This is a genomic window from Vibrio sp. 1-Bac 57, from assembly GCF_037546855.1.
Classification (GTDB): Bacteria; Pseudomonadota; Gammaproteobacteria; order Enterobacterales; family Psychromonadaceae; genus Psychromonas.
Genome location: NZ_JALAAC010000032.1, coordinates 13,661 through 31,931 on the forward strand (window position 1 = coordinate 13,661; position 18,271 = coordinate 31,931).

Here is an 18,271-nt window from a genome sequence, read left to right on the forward strand (position 1 = left end):
GATTAAGCAGTTCGCTTTAGTAGTTAACTTTTTCAATCCAACCGAATTTGTCTTCACGTGATCCGTATTGAATGCCTGTTAATTCATCATATAAATTACGAGAAACAGTACCGGCTTTATTATCATTAATAAAGTAGTCTTCGTCTTTCCAACATAATTGACCAACCGGAGAAATAACTGCAGCCGTTCCACAACCAAAGGCTTCAGTAATTTTACCGCTTTTAATATCAGCTAAAATATCTTCAATGGCAATTTGCTCTTCAGATACGGTGTATCCTAACGTTGGAGCCAGTTGCAATATAGAGTCACGAGTGATCCCCGGTAAAATACTGCCGCTTAACTTAGGTGTCACAATATGATCGCCATAAACAAAACAAATGTTCATCGCACCCACTTCTTCGATATATTTACCGTGTATGGCATCTAACCAAAGTACTTGAGAATAACCACGTTTAGCAACATCTTCCGACATATATAAACTCGCAGCATAATTACCACCTGTTTTAGCTTCACCAACACCACCTACAACAGCACGACGATATTTATCAGCAACATAAACAGAAACAGGTGAAAAACCATTTTTAAAATATGCGCCTGCAGGGCCTGTAATAATAAAGTGCAAGTATTTATCACTAGCACCTAAGCCTAACTTAGCACCAGTCGCGACCATAGTAGGACGAATGTATAAAGAAGTACCATTTTTGTCAGGTACCCATTGGTTATCTATTTTTAATAGTTCCATTACCGCTTTAAGGTGGAATTCCACATCAACTTCTGGCATTACCATGCGCGTAGCTGAACGGTTAAAACGTTTAAAGTTTTCACGTGGGCGGAATAAGTTAATATCCCCTTGTTCAGTACGGTATGCTTTCATACCTTCAAAAATTTCTTGCCCGTAATGTAGAACTGATGCCGAAGGATCCAGTTGTAGCATTTGATAAGGTTTGATTTCAGCATTTGACCACTGTTGAGCGGTATCAAATGATTGTGTAAACATGTGGTCGGCAAACACTTCGCCAAAACTAAATTCTGCTGGGCAAGCTTTACGCTCTGAAACTGCTAACGGTTTGATATCAATTGACATGTAAATCCCTTCTGTATCTAAATGCTTTTTGCGACAACGAATGAAAAGCATAAGCATTATTGCTCACGTGTCGGGCGGAGCTAGATTCTAAAAAATATTCCACCATACATCCACTGTTCTTTTAAAAAAAATAGGATTAAGTAAAATTATTAGCCTAACAATAACGGTTTAAATTTTTTAATATTAAAATAAATAAGTAGCATACTCCGCTATCGTTTAACCGCAACAATAAATAAAAACAAACAATAGTAATCTATATCAATAGATTAAAGACATTCATTACATATTGTTATGCAGCATTACGTTTAATATAGGGCTATTAAAGCAACCTTTAAGTGCAGTTATGCTTTCAAAGTTATTTTTCAAATGCAAAGTTCAACAGCTTCTAATATAAGCGACAAGAAAGTCGATACTAGATTGAATATGTTGCTGCTGAGTCAAACCGCTTTTTACTCTTGGTTTAAAGTCATGGTCACCATCTTCTAACCAACACCATTGGAAATGCTCAGGTAGCGAATACCCTTCAACCTCTTCTTTGTCACCAAGCTTATCACGCGAACCTTGAATTATCGCCACGGGTTGTTTAATTGCTGGCAGGTGTTCCGTGCGAAGTTTTTCCGGTTTCCCTTGCGGGTGAAATGGATAACCTAAACAAGCGATGCCTTTTACATTTTGTAAAAGCTCGGCGGGCTCCTGTGCAGCTAACAAGGTGGCCATTCTGCCTCCCATCGATTTCCCACCAATCACCATCGGTTGATTTAATGTTTGTATTACATCCATAAATTGCTTGATCAGATGCGGCGCTCGCTCCGGAGGGCGACGGCTTCCCGTCTCAATACGTTGCTGCATATAATTAAAATTAAAACGAGCAACGCGAATCCCTTGTTTAGCTAAACCAGTCGCCACTTTTTCCATAAAGTCTGATGTTAATGGCGCCCCTGCTCCATGGGCAAAAACAAATAAGGGACCATTGCTTGGACCATCAAAAATAAGCTGCATATCAATCTCTGCCAAATAGATAAATAATGATCATGCTAGTAAGCGATTGAATGGTCAAGCAAAGCTCATGCAATAGCTTAAATTATTAGCTACAATCTGTGCTTACCGCTTAACGATTAACGATTAAAATATAACTCATGGGAGAGAATGGGCATGCTAGGTCAGAATATGAAAAAATGTACTTTCGACCAAGTACATTTACTGCAAAAAATCGCAATACAAACCTACCAAGAAACATTTGCAGAGAGTAATAGTGATGATTTGCTACAGCAGTATTATAAACAATCGTTAAACCTAACAAAATTATCCGCACAGCTAAAAATGACTAATAGCGAATTTTATTTTATCTACTCAGCTCCGCTTGCTGATCCTGAAGCTAAACTCGCTGGTTTCCTCAAGTTGAACATAGATGATGCACAAACGGATCTATTAGATCCTGAGGCATTAGAAGTTGAGAAAATCTACATCCTAAAAGAGTTTTTATCTCAAGGATTAGGTAAGCAAATGATCTCATTTGCAATTAAGCGCGCTCAACAACAAAATAAAAAACACCTTTGGTTAGGTGTTTGGGAAAATAATTTTTCTGCATTAAATTTTTATAAAAAAATGGGGTTTGAACAGTTTGGTGAACATGGATTTGATATGGCGGGCGATATTCAAACTGATTTATTGCTCCGTAAAGATCTATAAATAGATAGTTTAATAATCTCCTTTATAGCCCATGCATAACTCATGCATAGCCACTGTAAAGTTCTCTTGCATAGCACCTGAATAATACCAGTTGTTTAAACATTAAAAAACGAGTGCAAAAACAACTAGGATTATACTTTCCTTTCAGCCATTTCAGCAAATACAGCACTAGTTTTAGCCGCCATAATAAAATCGTTTTTACTTAATCCTTTTAGATTATGGCTCCACCACTGGACGCCCACCAGCCCATACTCGACTACCATCAAAGGGTGGTGATTGACCGACTCAGCTAAATCGGCTATTTGATTAACAAATAACATTGATTTTTTATAACGTTTAGTCGCAAACTCAGCAGTTAGTTTTTGTATGCCCTGTTCCTCAACTAACTGCCAATTATCCGGCTCAGATGATTGAGCCTTTAACTGTTTAAGTAACTCAATCGCTTGCTCTTCATTTAGTAACAGTGCTTTATCAGTGTCACTCGTATCACAGGCCCTACAAGTTTGTTGTTTTAACAATGTCATCTATTACTCCTACATCTGTTTTAAAATTAAAAGCCTATTAGAGTGTATCCTGCAAATGAAAATAAGCCGATTTAGTTGATATACGCGCATCATCTAGCTGCTTGCCGATAGTAAAATGATACAAACTTTGCCATTGTTGATCTTTTAGTCCTAATAAGTCATGTACCAAATCATCAAAGAAACAACCGATACCTGTTCCTCTTAAATCATCATTCTCAGCAGCTAAATATAATACTTGACCAATTAACCCAGTTTCCCAAAATAATAAAGGATATTGGCTAGCAGAATAATCCAGACTCTCTTCAAATCGCGCTAACATACCCAAACTATATGCGCTATCTGCAGCAATATCCTGTTCACAACTTAACGCTTTAGCCACCCGCCTATAATCGCCTTTTTTCAACAAGTACAAAGGTTTATCGGGATAACATTGTTGCCATTGAAAATTGCTATGCATCGCAGATTTTAAATGTTGTAGATGCCTAGCATTACGTACCCAAACGTATAGACCTGAATCAATACCCTGTACATTATGAATAAATAACAACAAATTTACTTGCGCTGTTTGTGGCAAGACAGAAAAAGGCACGCTTTGTGTGGGCAATGTTTTTTGCAGCTGCGTTAAAAATAATTCGCTGGAGATGGTACTCGTTTGTCGATCAAAACTTTGAGCACTCCTACGTTGCTGGATCAAACCTTGCGCACTTTCATCTAGTGGCGAGCTATTTTTAGAATTCCTAGCATATTCATAATTTACAGTATGACTGTTTGAAGCCTCTGCATCTTCACTTATAAATGAAAAATCTACCTGATGACTTGCTTTAAAAACAGCATCAATAACCGGCCAATCTTGATGTGATTGACTCAATTGATTCGCTTGATCAATATAATTAAAACCACCTAGTTCATTGAGCCATTGCTTTACTTTATGTAAGTCTGTTGGCTCTGCACTTACCCAACATACGCAATCAACATATTCAACTTCTTGCGCTAAATGTTGTGATTTATTGAGCCCTAATAATGAGTCTATTTTTGTATTCGGCAACTCATCTAATACCCTTATATTCCAACCATTTAAATTAGCGGCAATGTTCAATGCACCTAATGCATGCCCTAAATCATGTTGGCAGTATCGATAAGCCCGTTCTCCGTATTTCCACGCTTCTCGCCAAGCGATGCTGGTTAACACAATGGCAAAGCCTTTAGCTTCTGCCAAAAATTCAGCGCTTGAGTCTGTTGATGCAGCACGTTTCTCTAAACAATTAAGATAAGGGTTGTAATGCACGCTATGTATTTTTTTTTCCTCTGAGCTTTCCACTGCAGGGCTTTGCAGCTCAGGTAATAATAAATAGCATTCGGTAGGATGTAAGTTACCACTCGAAGGATTAATACGTAGAGCCCACTCATTACCGTTATAGGATTTCCACGCCGACAAACCTAAGCTGTTTTGCAGTAGTGAAGCAACACTCTGTAAAGAAATAACAGTAGGTGCGCATACTGATTGTTGAAATAAGTCACTCGCAGGAGAGTCATCTTTACCTTGCCCTAATGGCAAATATATTTTATCTGTCCCTTGATATAATCGATAGGGCAAGGGTTGATTCGCCCAATCCATATAACCCGCAGAGCGAGCATATGCACCAGGCCTGTGTTTTGTACGCTGATGATAATCTTTAACGGTTTGCAATGAAGATTGAGTCATATCAATACTCTTATCAGTTTACTTATGATTGCGGCATAACAGCCAGTTTAGTGCGAATAAAGTCACTGTGATTAACATAAATTAATGTTGCCACTTTACGTATCAATGCTTCTTCCATTTCATCTAAGTGACCATCGGCATAAGCGACTTGCCACATGGCTTTTATCAACTCAATACGCTGTTCTCGCTCTAAATCCCCCAGTTGTGAAGTAAAATCAAAAACAGATTGGCTACTTTTGGCCTCCTGCATACCTACACTTAATAATTCGGCTGCTTTCTCAGCATTAACATTAAGTACTTTTTCAAGCGAGCGAGTAGCAACTATTTTTTCATCCGCACTAAGGTGATGATCAGCGATACAAACCTCACACAATAAAGAAGCAATCGCTAGAGTATTATCGAATTCAGGGTGCTCATCAGATATCAGAGAACTTATAAAATGTTTAACTGTTGCAATCATATTTCAACCTATAGGAATGAAAAGAATGGATAAAAATTTAATGCTGGGCTTTTGAATTAAAAGGCTCATCCATTATCAATTGGTCATCCTAGCCTTAATCAAAATAGAAATCAAAGTGTCTTAGTTGTCACACTATATAACAAAATACTCAGTAGATTAGGGATTGAAGAAAGCTTAAGATTTGGATTGGAAGGTTAAAATTTGAGTTATGCTTGAAATGACGAATAACTCACCATCATGCGTTTGTTACTCTTTAGCAGCATGATCATGTAACGTAGCTATGTAACGTAACTATATAACGTAGCTATGTAACATAACCAAGTAGCGTAAACCACTGTTATATTAAGCGGTTTACGTTACTAAAAGACCTTAATCAACGTCAGAAATACGGTCTAAACGGTCTAGTTCCTCTTCTCGAGCAGCATTAATTTCATGCAGTACTCCATCAACGTCAGCATCAATGTCTGAGTCAACAAATCGTCCTGTTAATATTGTTTTAGATGATAACTCACCCGTTTCAAAAATAGACCAAATTTCCTCGCCATAACGTGTTTTAGCAAGCTCAGGCGCAAATTGAGAATAATACTGTGTCATGTTATTCACGTCACGTAACAACATTTTCTTCGCATTATTATTACCAGCTGCATCTACGGCCTGTGGTAAGTCAATAATCACAGGACCTTCTTCATCCACCAACACATTAAACTCTGACAAATCACCATGGATCACACCAACACTGAGCATACGAACCACATAGTCCATCACTTTAGCGTGGTCAACAATTGCCTTTTCTTGAGACAGTGTTACATCATTTAAGCGCGGAGCTGCAAAACCCTCAGCATCGGTGATCAGTTCCATGATCAACACTCCACCGAAACATCCGTAAGGTGTAGGAACTCGAATACCTGCATCGGCGAATTTATACAAGGCATCCACTTCAGTACTCTGCCAAATCTCTTCTTGTTGCTCACGCCCAAATTTAGAGCCTTTTTGCATTGCACGTGCATTACGACCATTTCGGACTTTTCGTCCTTCATTGTACAAAACCGCATTTTTAAAACTACGTTTACTAGCTTCTTTATAAACCTTTGCACAACGAACTTGATCACCACATTGAACAACATAAACCGTTGCTTCTTTGCCGCTCATTAACTGGCGTAGTACATTATCGACGATGCCATCGTCAACTAATGGTTGAATTCTTTTAGGTATTTTCATTTATATAATTTGTTTTCTAATATTTTAATTGATTGAGCTAAATGCTATTTAATTAAATAAAGAGCTAAAAAGCAGAAACAGTATTACCCAGTCATTACCTTAATAGATAATAGTTATGCCAAGTAATAGTGAGATAGAAGCATATACCCATTAGTCTTAAATATATGTCTAGGCAATTCATCAAATAAATAACGGCTACATTTATAGCGCCTCATTTATAGTGCCTTTTAACTAAGTAGTGTATTAATAAAACACTAATAAGCGCTTATATCAAAAGGTATAACCGTCCATAGTACTATAAAAGCAATCGTTTCATTGTTTCTTTTTGTTCAATTCATGACATGCAAAATAAAAATCCATTTAATTTTACTTTTACAGCATAGAAAATACTTAGTAATTAAGAACTAAATCAAGCCCTAAAATAGATTTTATAATAGGTAGTTATTTATGATTTTGTCTTTTTGCCAAAAACATTCACTAGTGCACCTAAAACGATTAATGAACCTCCAATTAAAGTCCAAATAGAAGGCACTTCATTGAAAACGATGACCCCAAGGATAGCCGAGAAGACAACTTGTACATAAGAAAAAGCACTGACTTTAGCGGCAACTTCTTTCTGCATGGCTTTAGTTAAGCCGACCTGTCCAATTTGGGTAAAAATGCCTACAAACAATAATAAAATCAACGCTTCGGTGTTGGGCATAACAAAGTTATCGCCTAATAAAATAACTGATAATGGTAAGGCAATCAGGGGGAAATAGAAAATAATCACGGAGCTGTCTTCGGATTGACTTAAACGCTTAACTAATACATAAGCAGTCCCACTGCCTAATGCGCCTAATAATGCAGCGCAAACACTAAACCAAGGTAAAACCGCTTCTCCTGTCATCGATAAATTGGGTTTAACCATCGCCAGTAAACCAAATAAACAAAGCACAATACAAATTAATGTTGAACGTTGGATCCTTTCTTTCAGAAAGAAAAAAGCTAACAAAGCAGTAAAGACGGGATACAGATACTGTAATAATGTCGCTTCAGCTAATGGTAAAGTCGTGACTGCATAATAGACACAAATTAACGCTAAGGTCCCTACCCCGCCACGAGCAATAAGTAGTGTTTTGTTATTTCCCCACACAGGAATTTTCTTACGTTTAATATCAACATAACTAATCAACAATGAAATAATCCCGCGAGCAGCAACAATTTCAAAGACAGGAATATTATGGGTGCTTACCAGCTTCACACAGGCAGTCATCAATGCAAAGGAAAAAGCTGACAGCAACATAAACCGTAAGCTAATCGGTATCGACAAGAAAAAATTTCGTAACATAATTAGACTAATTTGATTAAAAAAATAGACGTGCAGTTTATCGTATTTTGCATCGCCTAGTTATTTATTTGAATCTTTAATTTTCAGATTATGCATTGATTTAAACGTTAATATGATAACAAACATTGTTCAATATAATTCATCAATGCTCATCTACCTCGCGAGATATAAAGAAGCATAGCAAAACTTAAAATGAAGCAATATTTATATGCCCTTTAACTATCAGCCATATCTTTTAACTATCAGTCATAATAGGCGTTAACTTTTCTAGAAATTCCGCTAATGACTCAGCTAACACTGCTTCTTGTTTTTTACCTAAGGTTTCTAATTGCACTTGCCCTGTTTCATTTAAAATAGAAATGACTTGCATCTCATCGCTGCAGGTTGCAATAAACATTGATGCTGGTTTTTTTAATCGTTTTTGCATCATAAAGTGAGCAATCATATTCTCTTGCAACACATTAAAGTCTTGTTCATTCCACACTTGAATAAGTTCAATAGGATGCCCTTCAAACTCGCAGCTGATGTGATCGCTATAAGCGCTACAAAAAAGATCTTCAATAGAAGGATGTAAAGTCACTTCCAGTGCTTGCTCAATATTATTAAGGCTCGCTTTTTGCTCTCTCGGCACAGCCTGCCATGTTATTTGATCATCCTCAACATTACCAACCTGACAAGGAGACAACCATTCAGGGTCAAAAGATTGAGTCGGTAAAGTTTGCTGTGTTGATTGCCATAATTGTTGATGACGTTGATATAATGCAAATAACTGCTGTTGTGTATCTGTATTCATAGCTCGAATAATTCTTCTTTTTAGTTACAATACGGCATATTGTAACTATTCGGGCAGCCTTGTCTTGTTTTTCTGACAACGCTTTCCTCTAAATGAGATGTTCCATGCCAAATTCAACACTTTATAACCAAGATGAAACATTACAAAACTTATCTTTAGGTAAAGTCACAGAGTATAAATGCCACTACGATCAATCCTTATTGCAAGGAGTTCCACGTAGTTTGAACCGTAATGAGCTTAACTTAGATGCCTCTGCACTGCCTTTTCATGGTTTTGATCTATGGAATATTTACGAACTTTCCTGGTTAAATAATAAAGGTAAACCAATGGTTGCAACGGGGATTGTTAAGGTCCCCTTTGATAGTGAGTTTTTAATAGAATCAAAATCCTTTAAATTATACTTAAACAGCTTTAATCAAAGTAAATTTGAGTCCGTTGCAGCGGTACAAGCAATATTAACTGCAGACTTATCAGCCTGTGCCAACAAACCGGTTAGCGTCGACCTTAATGCAAATCTAGATATGATTAACGAGTCACTGGGTACTTTTAGCGGTGTTAACCTAGATGAGTTAGATATTGAAGTTGACCAGTATCAACTGTTACCGTCATTATTAACGGATATTAGCTCTGATACTACAGTAACGGAAACACTCTACTCACACTTATTAAAATCAAATTGTTTAATCACTAGCCAACCAGATTGGGCAAGTGTTGAAATAAGCTATACGGGTAAATCACTCGACCATGAAAAGTTGTTGCGATACTTAATTTCATTTCGCCAACATAATGAATTCCATGAGCAGTGTGTAGAGCGTATTTTCTGTGATTTAATGAAGTATGGTTCTTTAACATCGTTAACCGTTTATGCTAGATATACACGTAGAGGTGGCTTAGATATTAATCCTTTACGTAGTACGTCAATGGAATCTGCAATTAATAATATACGCTTGATACGCCAGTAGTTTTATTAATAATACTGACTTAATAGTGCTTATTAAGTCAGTATTATGAGCAGAAGTGCAACTGTTCGCGTTTTTACATGTTATGTTGCACTTACTTAAATTATTTAGTTGTACCGCCACCGTTTTGTGATGAGGTTTTAATTATTAATGCGTTTGTTTTCAAGAGTCTTATTTAGCTGCCTTTTACTTTCTGTTAGCCATCCCCTATGGTCCCTTGAATTATCGGGGGCACTTATCCCTGCTTCAATCAAAGAAAGTTATAAAACGCGTCAATTGGAACCTCTAAATTGTATTAATTCCGTTACTAAATTTATGAATAAGGTAGAAGCTCTGCCCACTTATGCTGAAGGCACCATGCCTAAGAATAGGTTGACCTCTACTAAACGTATTCCTAATCATGCGCCTTCACAGTTATTAGCCTCTTGTTATACAGAGCTTGCAGACTACGAAAACAGTTTAGCGTTACTGATCCCTTTACTAAAAACGCCAAGTATCACTCCCGATGAAATCAGAACATTAAATATCATTGCTAGCGAGATACCAGAGTCTGAGCGTCCACAGCTCAGTAATGAAGCACTAATTAAAATGCTGCTTAATTCAATTGAGTCTATGAAAGATAAAAAGCATGCAAACAAGTCAAACCTAGTCGATATTCTTCGTTTAACTATCGCTAAACTCGCGTTAGCGACGCACCAATATCAATTAGCGAATGAGTCGTTAAGCCAAGTTAAAAAGAACATAAAAAATACCAAGCATAAAGAGTTAGTTGCGTGGTTAGCTTATTATTATGGTCATTATTACGATCAAATAAATCAGCAACAATTAGCTATATCCAACTTTCAAACAGCAAACGAAATGGCAGACCAACTACACCTGATAAAATTAAGCAGTTTAGTGAAAGAAAGTTTATCCAATCTTTATCAACAAAAACATCGTTACACACAAGCAATGGATTTTGCTAGCCAACGTGTTGAGCTTTTATTGCCCACAGACAATTATGTACAGCAGGCGGATAGCCTATTAAAATTTGCGATTTTAAAACGTCAAAATAAAGAATACAATCAAGCGATTATCTACTTATTTAATGCGTTTGAACTGGTAGAAAAGAAGCATAAAATGTTACTTGCTTACACCTATTTAGAACTCGGTAGAACTTATGCTTCGATGCCTTACGATTTAAAAAAGAACACCGAATTAGCACAGAAATATTTGCAAAATGCACGTTATCATTTTCAAAAATTACATCGACTTGAACAAGAAACTGAAAGCACTTTATTATTGGCGCAATTAAACATTCGAAGTCAAGATACGGGTTTAGCAATTCTACAATTAGAAAGTGTATTAACTTTGGCCAAGGATAGATTTCCAGAGCTACGCGTAAAGGCTTTTGAAATGCTCGCCCTAAGCTATGAGTTATCCGGCGACCATCAGCAAGCAAATTTTCATTTTAAAAACTTCCACTCTTTGCAAAATGCAATTAAAGAAAAACTATTTGCTCTGCAACAATTAAAAATTAATGAGCAATTTCAACTCATTGAGCAAACACAGCAACAAATCCAGCTAGAAACCAAAAACAATGAGTTATTACTCAAAAATAATCGCTTTAAAAACATTGCCTATATTGTATTGGCGTTATTAGGCGTCACTTCATTATTTACATTATTTATCTTTATTCGTCATAAAAAACTCGTAATTAGAGAACAAATAACGCGTAAAAAATGGTTGCATCACCCTCGAACACGTTTAATATCACAACAAGCACAGGAATATGATCAACAGTATCAAGGACGTCCCCTGTTTTATGCTTTGGTACATATTCCATTTTTAAGTAATTTAAACGGTTCAAAAGGTTTGTTCAGTGCAGAGAAAATAGAGTTAGCCTTAGGACAAGAATTAAAAGCTAACTTTTCTCAACATACACAAATTAGTCAAGTCAGAGATAATCAACTACTATTTATTGCCGAACAAGAACATCATGGTGAAGCGAAAAAATTAGCACAGGATATTGAATATTTCTTTCAAACATTTGCAGAGAATTATGATTTAGATGGAAGAGTTTCAACAGGCATAGTTGCTTTTCCCTTTTTAAACAATGTCACTCGTGCAATAGCGCCGGAACGCATGCTTAATATCACTTGTTTAGCTTTATTTGGTGCTTGTCAAATAAGAGAGATAGTACACGAAAGTAGCTGGTTAGAATTATATGCAATAGAAAAAATTCAACCTGCATTCTTTGATGGAGATTTGTGGTTATTAGGTCAAGCAGGGATCGATAAAGGAATAGTAAAATTGAAAACGAGCCATCCCAACATCCCTATTGCATGGCCAGAGATTAGTCGCTAAGCGATTGTAATTTAGTATAAAAATAAAAATTAGCTCACATTAAGAAAATTACAAATATTAAAGGATTATATTCATGGCATCATCGGCGCTAACAAGGTTATTACAACAACTCTTAAGACGAAATTATCGCCAAGATAAAGCTTTTGATAAATATCAAATCCGATTCCTAAAAAAATTACAAGCAACATCTACCGATGAAAGCGACAACGATCTATTCGATGAATGCGTCGTACAGTTAGCAACAATCCCAAATAATTTAGATGACAAGCTCTCAGAGGGACGTTTAATTTCTCGTCACTCGATCACGCAATTACAACAAATAGATTCTTTATCAGACTCCATTAAAACTCGACTCCTAGAAATGCAAGATGGAGATGTCCCTTACACTATTATTGAGCATCAAGTTGAATTAAAAGAACTGATCAAAATTTATCAACGCGCAGTAATAGAACTGAGTAAACGTTCGATGCAATCTGACGACGATCATAAGGGTGACGTAGAATTTATTAATGAAGAACTGCAGCAAGTGATATTAGAGTTAGATGTTGGTGAAGCTTATGTACAAGATCTTGAAAAACTACGTATTAATATCAGTAACGAAAGTGATCCTTTTCAATTACCTCATCATTGTTTACAAGTCATTAATCTAATCATTAACAGTACACGTGAAGAGCGTAGTTCTTCACGTCATTTTTTATATACACTGAATGATAGCTTAACCGAGTTTTATTTAAATTTTGCAAAAACCTTAAATGCAACTGAAGCTGGTTTTGCACAACAAAAAGATACCTTTGTATCGATAGAAAAGAGTGCAAAAAGTCTACAGCAACAAAGTGAAGAAGCACAAGATATCGATAGTTTACGTAATTACATTACTAGCTACGTGAGTGAAGTGAAAAATGTCATTGCTGAACAAGAGAAAAAGAAAGAGCAAAAGTTTCGTCATAAATTTCAAGGTATGGTGAGACAAATTAAAGAACTGCAAAGTGAAACACAGAGCTATCAAAAAACACTCAAACACCAAACTAAACAGTTACACGTCGACTTTTTGACTAAAATCCCCAATAGAGCTGCTTGGAGCGAACGCCTAGAAATTGAAATAACGCGTTTAAAACGTTATAAAACCCCGCTACAAATGGCGGTCATCGATATCGATAACTTCAAAAGTATTAACGATAATTTTGGCCATTTAGCAGGTGATAAAGTCCTACATGCCATCGCTCAAACATTACAAAAATCAATTCGTAAAACAGATTACATCGCCCGATTCGGTGGCGAAGAATTTGCATTATTATTACCTGAGATAAACCAACAACAAGCACAGTTTGTATTAAATAAATTACGAGATCGTATTAAAGCAATCACTTTCAGATTCAAAGAAGAAAACTTAATCATCACCATCTCAGTTGGTTTTACCACCTTAGTTTCAAGTGATGATCAAGATGAAGCGTTTGAACGTGCTGATACAGCATTATATCAAGCAAAAGCAGAGGGCAAAGATCGCGTCATCTTTATAGAAAAAACAGCAACTGATGACAAATAAGATTTAACTGGCAACAGATAAATAAATTGTCTGTGCTGTTTCCCATTCAAGGTGCAAATTCAGCAAGCAATAAGATGATGAATCTCTAAGCATAAAACGAATGTTCTAAGCAAATTTAATGCAACTTCGGCTATTGTAATTTAAACTTCGTTTCCATTAGCTAAGCTCCTAGTTCTCTAATCTGAGATCCTAGTAAAGTCTGTAGCTAATTCAATTATTTAATAAATAACTGGTACTTTTTGATGGCATCTCTACCTAACTAAGTTAGTCTTAATAGACAGTCAAAAGGAGAAGCTATGATTTCACATATCAGTCCCGTTGGTAGCATGGCGCTATTATCTCAATTAGAAGTAAACCAACTAAAATACAGCGCCTCTTGCGAAGTTTATCAATTATTTAGAAACTGCTCTTTAGCAGTATTAAAGTCAGGTAGCCATACCGACAGTAGTAAAGAGATCCTTGAACAACATAAAGACTTTCAAATTAATGTACTCCACCAAGAACGTGGCGTCATCTTAGAGCTATTAAATCCACCAGAAGATGCCTACATCGATGGCGAGCTAATCAGAGGCATGCAAGATCACCTGTTTTCAGTGTTACGTGACCTTTTATATGTCAACACACAATTACAACCCAACCCACCATCAGCGTTCAACAGCGAACAAGCGACCAGCTTAGTGTTTTCGATTTTGCGTAATGCTAATGTACTTAAAGCCGGTGTCGAACCCAGTGTTGTCGTTTGTTGGGGAGGACATTCTATTAATGATATTGAGTTTGCATATACTCGAGAAGTTGGCAATCAATTAGGGTTACGAGAACTTAATATCTGTACAGGTTGTGGCCCAGGTGCCATGGAAGGTCCGATGAAAGGTGCCGCAGTAGGACACGCAAAACAACGTGTCAATAATGGGCGTTATATTGGTTTAACCGAGCCTGGTATTATTGCCGCTGAGCCACCTAACCCGATTGTTAATGAACTGGTTATTTTGCCAGATATTGAAAAGCGCTTAGAGGCTTTTGTGCGCTTTACCCATAGCATCGTAATTTTCCCAGGCGGCCCAGGAACAGCGGAAGAATTGCTTTATATTCTAGGTATTATGATGCACCCTGAAAATAAACGTCAGCCCTTACCTATCGTATTGACAGGGCCAGCCAGTAGTGTTGATTACTTTAAAGCCATTGATGAATTTATTGTGAATACATTAGGGCAGGAAGCACAGCAGCATTATCAAATCATTATTGACGATGCGCCATTAGTCGCCAAGCTCATTAAAAAATCAATGCGCCGCGTTAAAGAGTATCGCAAAGCAATTGGAGATGCTTATTCCTTTAATTGGACATTAAAAATCGACCATGATTTCCAAGTTCCTTTTATTCCAAATCATGAAAATATGGCAAACCTGGTTTTGCATCGCGATCAGCCAAAAGATCAACTTGCATCCAATCTACGTCGTGTTTTTTCTGGGATCGTTGGTGGTAATGTAAAAGATGAAGGCATAAAATCCATTGAAGAAAATGGTCCATTTTTGTTAACCGGTGAAAAAGATTTAATGCAACGCGTAGATAAATTATTAAAGAGTTTCATTGAACAAGGGCGAATGAAACTACCAGGAACGGTTTACACCCCTTGCTATAAGATTAAAACTTAATATGAGTGCTTGTTTATTAATTATAGATGCGATGAACCTAATTCGTCGTATCTATGCAGTACAAGAAAAACAAAATAAAAATATCGACTTTGTATTAAGTGCAACCAATAACACCGCCTGTAATGCACTTCAAAAGATGTTAAGGGCGCATCAGCCGAGCCATGTTATTTGCGTTTTTGATAGCCACCAGCAAAGCTGGCGTCATCAGTTACTACCTGAATATAAAGAAGGTAGAAAACCGATCCCCGAGGCTTTAAAAGCCTATTTACCACAAATTCAAGACGCATTTTACGAAATGGGTATTGAATCTTTAGTCACAGAACAAGACGAAGCGGATGATTTAATTGCAACGTTAACAAGCAAAGTAACGCAGAGACAACAGCGCTGTATCATAGTGTCCACGGATAAAGGCTTTTACCAATTACTAAATGCCTACACTAGTATTTACGACTATTTTCAATCGTTACATATGGACAGTTATTATGTGGAGCATAAACTGGGTTTAAAAATAAACCAATTAATCGATTACTGGGCCATAACAGGTATAAGTAGTAGCCATATTAAAGGTGTCGAGGGAGTTGGTAATAAAGGCGCATTAGCACTTTTGCAGCAATATCAAAGTCTAGATAACATGTTAAAACAAGTACAACCGATAGTTAGTGAAGATAAACGCCTACAAAAAGTACAAGCAAATCAGGCTGACGCGCTTTTATCCAAACAACTGGTTACTTTAAAAACCCAAATTGGATTAGGTTTTAATTTAAAAGATTTACGTTATCAAACAAAATAATAAAGAATACAAAAGAATAACTTTAATGAACAAAAGACTAAAAAAAATGACCAATAAACTTACCCTGTTTGCACCACTTTTCGAGCACTCACGTTAAAAAGGGGTGGAGCTCTTATAAGCCGTTACATTGTTTATAAGATATGTAATTTAAAATTAAGTAACTTGAAATTAAGCACCTCGGTCAATTTTTAAATATATGATGAACAAATTTACTGAAACGTTTTATTGAAATAATTTACTCAAACAATTATTGGAAAATCGTTATCGCCACTAGTAAGCGATATAAACCTTACATTAGCAACGCATAGCGTTTGCTATTTATAACATCCTAATAAATAAATTTTGGAGTTTTAACTGTGAAAAAATTATTAATCCCTGCTGCTGTGGTAGCTATTGGCGCATTTGGCGCAGGCGTTTACTTATCTCAACAACCTGCAGCTGCTGCCTATAATGTTTTAAATTATGTCCCGTCAGACACTCCTTTTTTTGCAGGCCAATTAACTCCATTTCCAATTAAAGATTACATTGCTTCCGCGCCAAAATTAGTAACACCAAGCGACCAAGCAAAACTAGATGCATTGTATGAATCTGATGAACCAGGCCTGCACTTTGTTGCTAATTTAATCAAAGCTTATCAAGACGGCTTAAAAGATGCTGATTTATTAGTTAAAACCTTTGGATTGAGCGATCAAATCCGAGCTTACGCTTATACACTAGGGTGGCTGCCAGTTATAAAACTAGAAGTTGCTAACCCTCAAGCTATCTGGGATTTATTAGATAAAAATGAACAAGAAACAGGCTTTGAACATAAACAAGGAAAAATCCAAGATCTTGCTTACCGCATTTATACGATAACCCCACCCGATGAAGACGAAGTAGTTGATGTTATTGTGGCACAGGGCAACGGTATTTTAACCGTCACAGTAAAAACGCGATTTGTTTCTGAGCAGTTATTGGCAACCGCGCTCGGTCTAGAAAAAGTAACAGCACCAATAGCAGATACCACATTATTAACAGATATCATTAAACAACATCAATTCTCTGATGCGAGTGTTGGTTTTATTAATCATGTTGAGATTATTAAAGGCTTAACAACAACCGACGGTAATCAATTAGCAAGACAACTAACTGAAATAACTAAGGTAGAAAATGATAATCCATTTGCCAGCTTACAAACACCTGTTTGTCATCAAGAATTCACTGGCATTGCAAAAAATTGGCCTCGCACAGCCTTTGGCTACACCCAAATGGATATCAGTGAAACAGAGTCAACACTCGGATTTTCAGCGGTCATAGAAAGTAAAAATGCAGTGATTTTAAAAGCACTGAGCAGCATGCGAGGCTTCATCCCAAGTTACACACAAAACTTTAACGATAGTGTTGTAGCAACAGCAATTGGCTTGAATGTTAGCGAACTCTCTAACGCATTAACCACTATTTGGGGTGATTTACAAAAACCTGCTTATCAATGTCAGCCATTAGCAGAACTACAATCACAAATTGCTGCGAATGGACAGTCGATAGCAATGGTTGGTATGAGCGCTAATATGGCAGCAGGTCTAAAAGGTCTTAGTGGTGCACTGTTTGATTACAGTATGAGTCAAACAGAACCAACACAATTGGATAGTTTTGACGCGTTATTAGCAGTACATGCTGAGAACCCATTAGCTATTTTTAACTCCATTAGAATGTTTAGCCCAGAGCTGCAACAGGTTAATTTAAGTGATGATGGCAAAGCTATTTCATTAAAAGATTTATTCCCTGTACCGGTTGCTTTAAACATCAATCCTAAAATTGCCATCAAAGGTAAACATTTAGTGATTTATAACGGGACTAAAGGTGAGCAAGCCGCTGAAAAACTTGGACAGGAACCATTATCTGCTAATGGGCTGTACCAATTATCATTTGACGTAAATAAAATGCTTACACCTTTTGCTAGTGCAACACAGTTAATGTCTGGGGAATCAATCGCTGATGAAATGCAGTTCCTAATGGATTATGACGCACGTATGAATATCAATTTAGATATTAATGAGCAAGGTATTCGTTTTGATTCAACGGTGAATAATAAATCACCTCAACAATAAAAAGTAGCTTTACCCGTTACCATCGAGCATGAACATGCACATAAATGGTAACGGGCAAATAACTCAAGTGATCAATATCATCAATTATCTCAAGCTA

15 protein-coding genes are annotated in these 18,271 nt (G+C 36.7%); 7 read left to right on the forward strand and 8 right to left on the reverse strand.

Annotated features, from left to right (window positions below; all coding sequences use genetic code 11):
- Nucleotides 1–16 precede the first annotated feature (16 nt).
- On the reverse strand, nucleotides 17–1,084 hold the full coding sequence (locus MT391_RS16525) for a branched-chain amino acid aminotransferase (protein ID WP_299660591.1): 1,068 nt from the start codon (nucleotides 1,082–1,084) through the stop codon (nucleotides 17–19).
- Between the two features lie 375 nt (nucleotides 1,085–1,459).
- Nucleotides 1,460–2,083, reverse strand: coding sequence for an alpha/beta family hydrolase (locus MT391_RS16530; RefSeq protein ID WP_499499059.1), 624 nt, complete (start codon nucleotides 2,081–2,083; stop codon nucleotides 1,460–1,462).
- A gap of 168 nt (nucleotides 2,084–2,251) precedes the next feature.
- On the opposite strand from MT391_RS16530, the gene MT391_RS16535 reads away from it, so the two are divergent.
- Entirely contained in the window at nucleotides 2,252–2,773 is a 522-nt protein-coding gene (locus MT391_RS16535; protein ID WP_299660585.1) for a GNAT family N-acetyltransferase, read from the forward strand.
- Between the two features lie 131 nt (nucleotides 2,774–2,904).
- Here the strand turns inward: MT391_RS16535 and MT391_RS16540 are convergent, their stop codons facing one another.
- The 6 genes from MT391_RS16540 to syd form a co-directional block, all read right to left on the reverse strand.
- Complete coding sequence (locus MT391_RS16540; protein WP_499499061.1) at nucleotides 2,905–3,297, reverse strand: 4a-hydroxytetrahydrobiopterin dehydratase; 393 nt, start codon at nucleotides 3,295–3,297, stop codon at nucleotides 2,905–2,907.
- 37 nt (nucleotides 3,298–3,334) lie between these two features.
- Nucleotides 3,335–4,999 carry a SagB/ThcOx family dehydrogenase gene (locus MT391_RS16545; protein ID WP_499499063.1) on the reverse strand — a complete coding sequence of 555 codons (1,665 nt, stop codon included), beginning with the start codon at nucleotides 4,997–4,999 and terminating at the stop codon, nucleotides 3,335–3,337.
- A gap of 22 nt (nucleotides 5,000–5,021) precedes the next feature.
- The gene (locus MT391_RS16550) at nucleotides 5,022–5,459 is read right to left on the reverse strand and encodes a tellurite resistance TerB family protein (RefSeq protein WP_499499065.1); all 438 of its coding nucleotides are present in this window, start codon (nucleotides 5,457–5,459) and stop codon (nucleotides 5,022–5,024) included.
- 369 nt (nucleotides 5,460–5,828) lie between these two features.
- Entirely contained in the window at nucleotides 5,829–6,677 is an 849-nt protein-coding gene (locus MT391_RS16555; protein ID WP_499499067.1) for a PA4780 family RIO1-like protein kinase, read from the reverse strand.
- A 445-nt stretch (nucleotides 6,678–7,122) separates the two neighbouring features.
- Nucleotides 7,123–8,007: a DMT family transporter gene (locus MT391_RS16560; RefSeq protein ID WP_499499069.1), complete on the reverse strand. Its 885-nt coding sequence runs from the start codon at nucleotides 8,005–8,007 to the stop codon at nucleotides 7,123–7,125.
- Nucleotides 8,008–8,242: 235 nt separating this feature from the next.
- Entirely contained in the window at nucleotides 8,243–8,800 is a 558-nt protein-coding gene (gene syd / locus MT391_RS16565) for a SecY-interacting protein (RefSeq protein WP_499499071.1), read from the reverse strand.
- A 104-nt stretch (nucleotides 8,801–8,904) separates the two neighbouring features.
- Here syd and queF point away from each other — a divergent pair, with 104 nt between their 5' ends.
- The 6 genes from queF to MT391_RS16595 all read left to right on the forward strand — a co-directional run bounded on the left by queF (nucleotide 8,905) and on the right by MT391_RS16595 (nucleotide 18,174).
- Nucleotides 8,905–9,762, forward strand: coding sequence for an NADPH-dependent 7-cyano-7-deazaguanine reductase QueF (gene queF / locus MT391_RS16570; RefSeq protein ID WP_166370858.1), 858 nt, complete (start codon nucleotides 8,905–8,907; stop codon nucleotides 9,760–9,762).
- A gap of 312 nt (nucleotides 9,763–10,074) precedes the next feature.
- A complete protein-coding gene (locus MT391_RS16575; protein ID WP_166370860.1) occupies nucleotides 10,075–12,105 on the forward strand; it encodes a tetratricopeptide repeat protein in 2,031 nt (676 codons plus the stop codon).
- Nucleotides 12,106–12,178: 73 nt separating this feature from the next.
- Complete coding sequence (locus MT391_RS16580) at nucleotides 12,179–13,648, forward strand: GGDEF domain-containing protein (RefSeq protein ID WP_499499073.1); 1,470 nt, start codon at nucleotides 12,179–12,181, stop codon at nucleotides 13,646–13,648.
- Nucleotides 13,649–13,944: 296 nt separating this feature from the next.
- Nucleotides 13,945–15,297: a nucleotide 5'-monophosphate nucleosidase PpnN gene (ppnN, locus tag MT391_RS16585; protein WP_299660556.1), complete on the forward strand. Its 1,353-nt coding sequence runs from the start codon at nucleotides 13,945–13,947 to the stop codon at nucleotides 15,295–15,297.
- 1 nt (nucleotide 15,298) lies between these two features.
- On the forward strand, nucleotides 15,299–16,087 hold the full coding sequence (gene xni, locus MT391_RS16590) for a flap endonuclease Xni (RefSeq protein ID WP_499499074.1): 789 nt from the start codon (nucleotides 15,299–15,301) through the stop codon (nucleotides 16,085–16,087).
- Between the two features lie 356 nt (nucleotides 16,088–16,443).
- The gene (locus tag MT391_RS16595) at nucleotides 16,444–18,174 is read left to right on the forward strand and encodes a hypothetical protein (protein ID WP_499499076.1); all 1,731 of its coding nucleotides are present in this window, start codon (nucleotides 16,444–16,446) and stop codon (nucleotides 18,172–18,174) included.
- The last annotated feature ends 97 nt before the right edge of the window (nucleotides 18,175–18,271 follow it).

Coding starts and splice junctions, on each gene's coding strand:
- MT391_RS16525 (WP_299660591.1), bottom strand. CDS start 1,084: ATGTCAATTGATATCAAACCGTTAGCAGTTTCAGAGCGTAAAGCTTGC.
- MT391_RS16530 (WP_499499059.1), bottom strand. CDS start 2,083: ATGCAGCTTATTTTTGATGGTCCAAGCAATGGTCCCTTATTTGTTTTT.
- MT391_RS16535 (WP_299660585.1), top strand. CDS start 2,252: ATGAAAAAATGTACTTTCGACCAAGTACATTTACTGCAAAAAATCGCA.
- MT391_RS16540 (WP_499499061.1), bottom strand. CDS start 3,297: ATGACATTGTTAAAACAACAAACTTGTAGGGCCTGTGATACGAGTGAC.
- MT391_RS16545 (WP_499499063.1), bottom strand. CDS start 4,999: ATGACTCAATCTTCATTGCAAACCGTTAAAGATTATCATCAGCGTACA.
- MT391_RS16550 (WP_499499065.1), bottom strand. CDS start 5,459: ATGATTGCAACAGTTAAACATTTTATAAGTTCTCTGATATCTGATGAG.
- MT391_RS16555 (WP_499499067.1), bottom strand. CDS start 6,677: ATGAAAATACCTAAAAGAATTCAACCATTAGTTGACGATGGCATCGTC.
- MT391_RS16560 (WP_499499069.1), bottom strand. CDS start 8,007: ATGTTACGAAATTTTTTCTTGTCGATACCGATTAGCTTACGGTTTATG.
- syd (WP_499499071.1), bottom strand. CDS start 8,800: ATGAATACAGATACACAACAGCAGTTATTTGCATTATATCAACGTCAT.
- queF (WP_166370858.1), top strand. CDS start 8,905: ATGCCAAATTCAACACTTTATAACCAAGATGAAACATTACAAAACTTA.
- MT391_RS16575 (WP_166370860.1), top strand. CDS start 10,075: ATGAATAAGGTAGAAGCTCTGCCCACTTATGCTGAAGGCACCATGCCT.
- MT391_RS16580 (WP_499499073.1), top strand. CDS start 12,179: ATGGCATCATCGGCGCTAACAAGGTTATTACAACAACTCTTAAGACGA.
- ppnN (WP_299660556.1), top strand. CDS start 13,945: ATGATTTCACATATCAGTCCCGTTGGTAGCATGGCGCTATTATCTCAA.
- xni (WP_499499074.1), top strand. CDS start 15,299: ATGAGTGCTTGTTTATTAATTATAGATGCGATGAACCTAATTCGTCGT.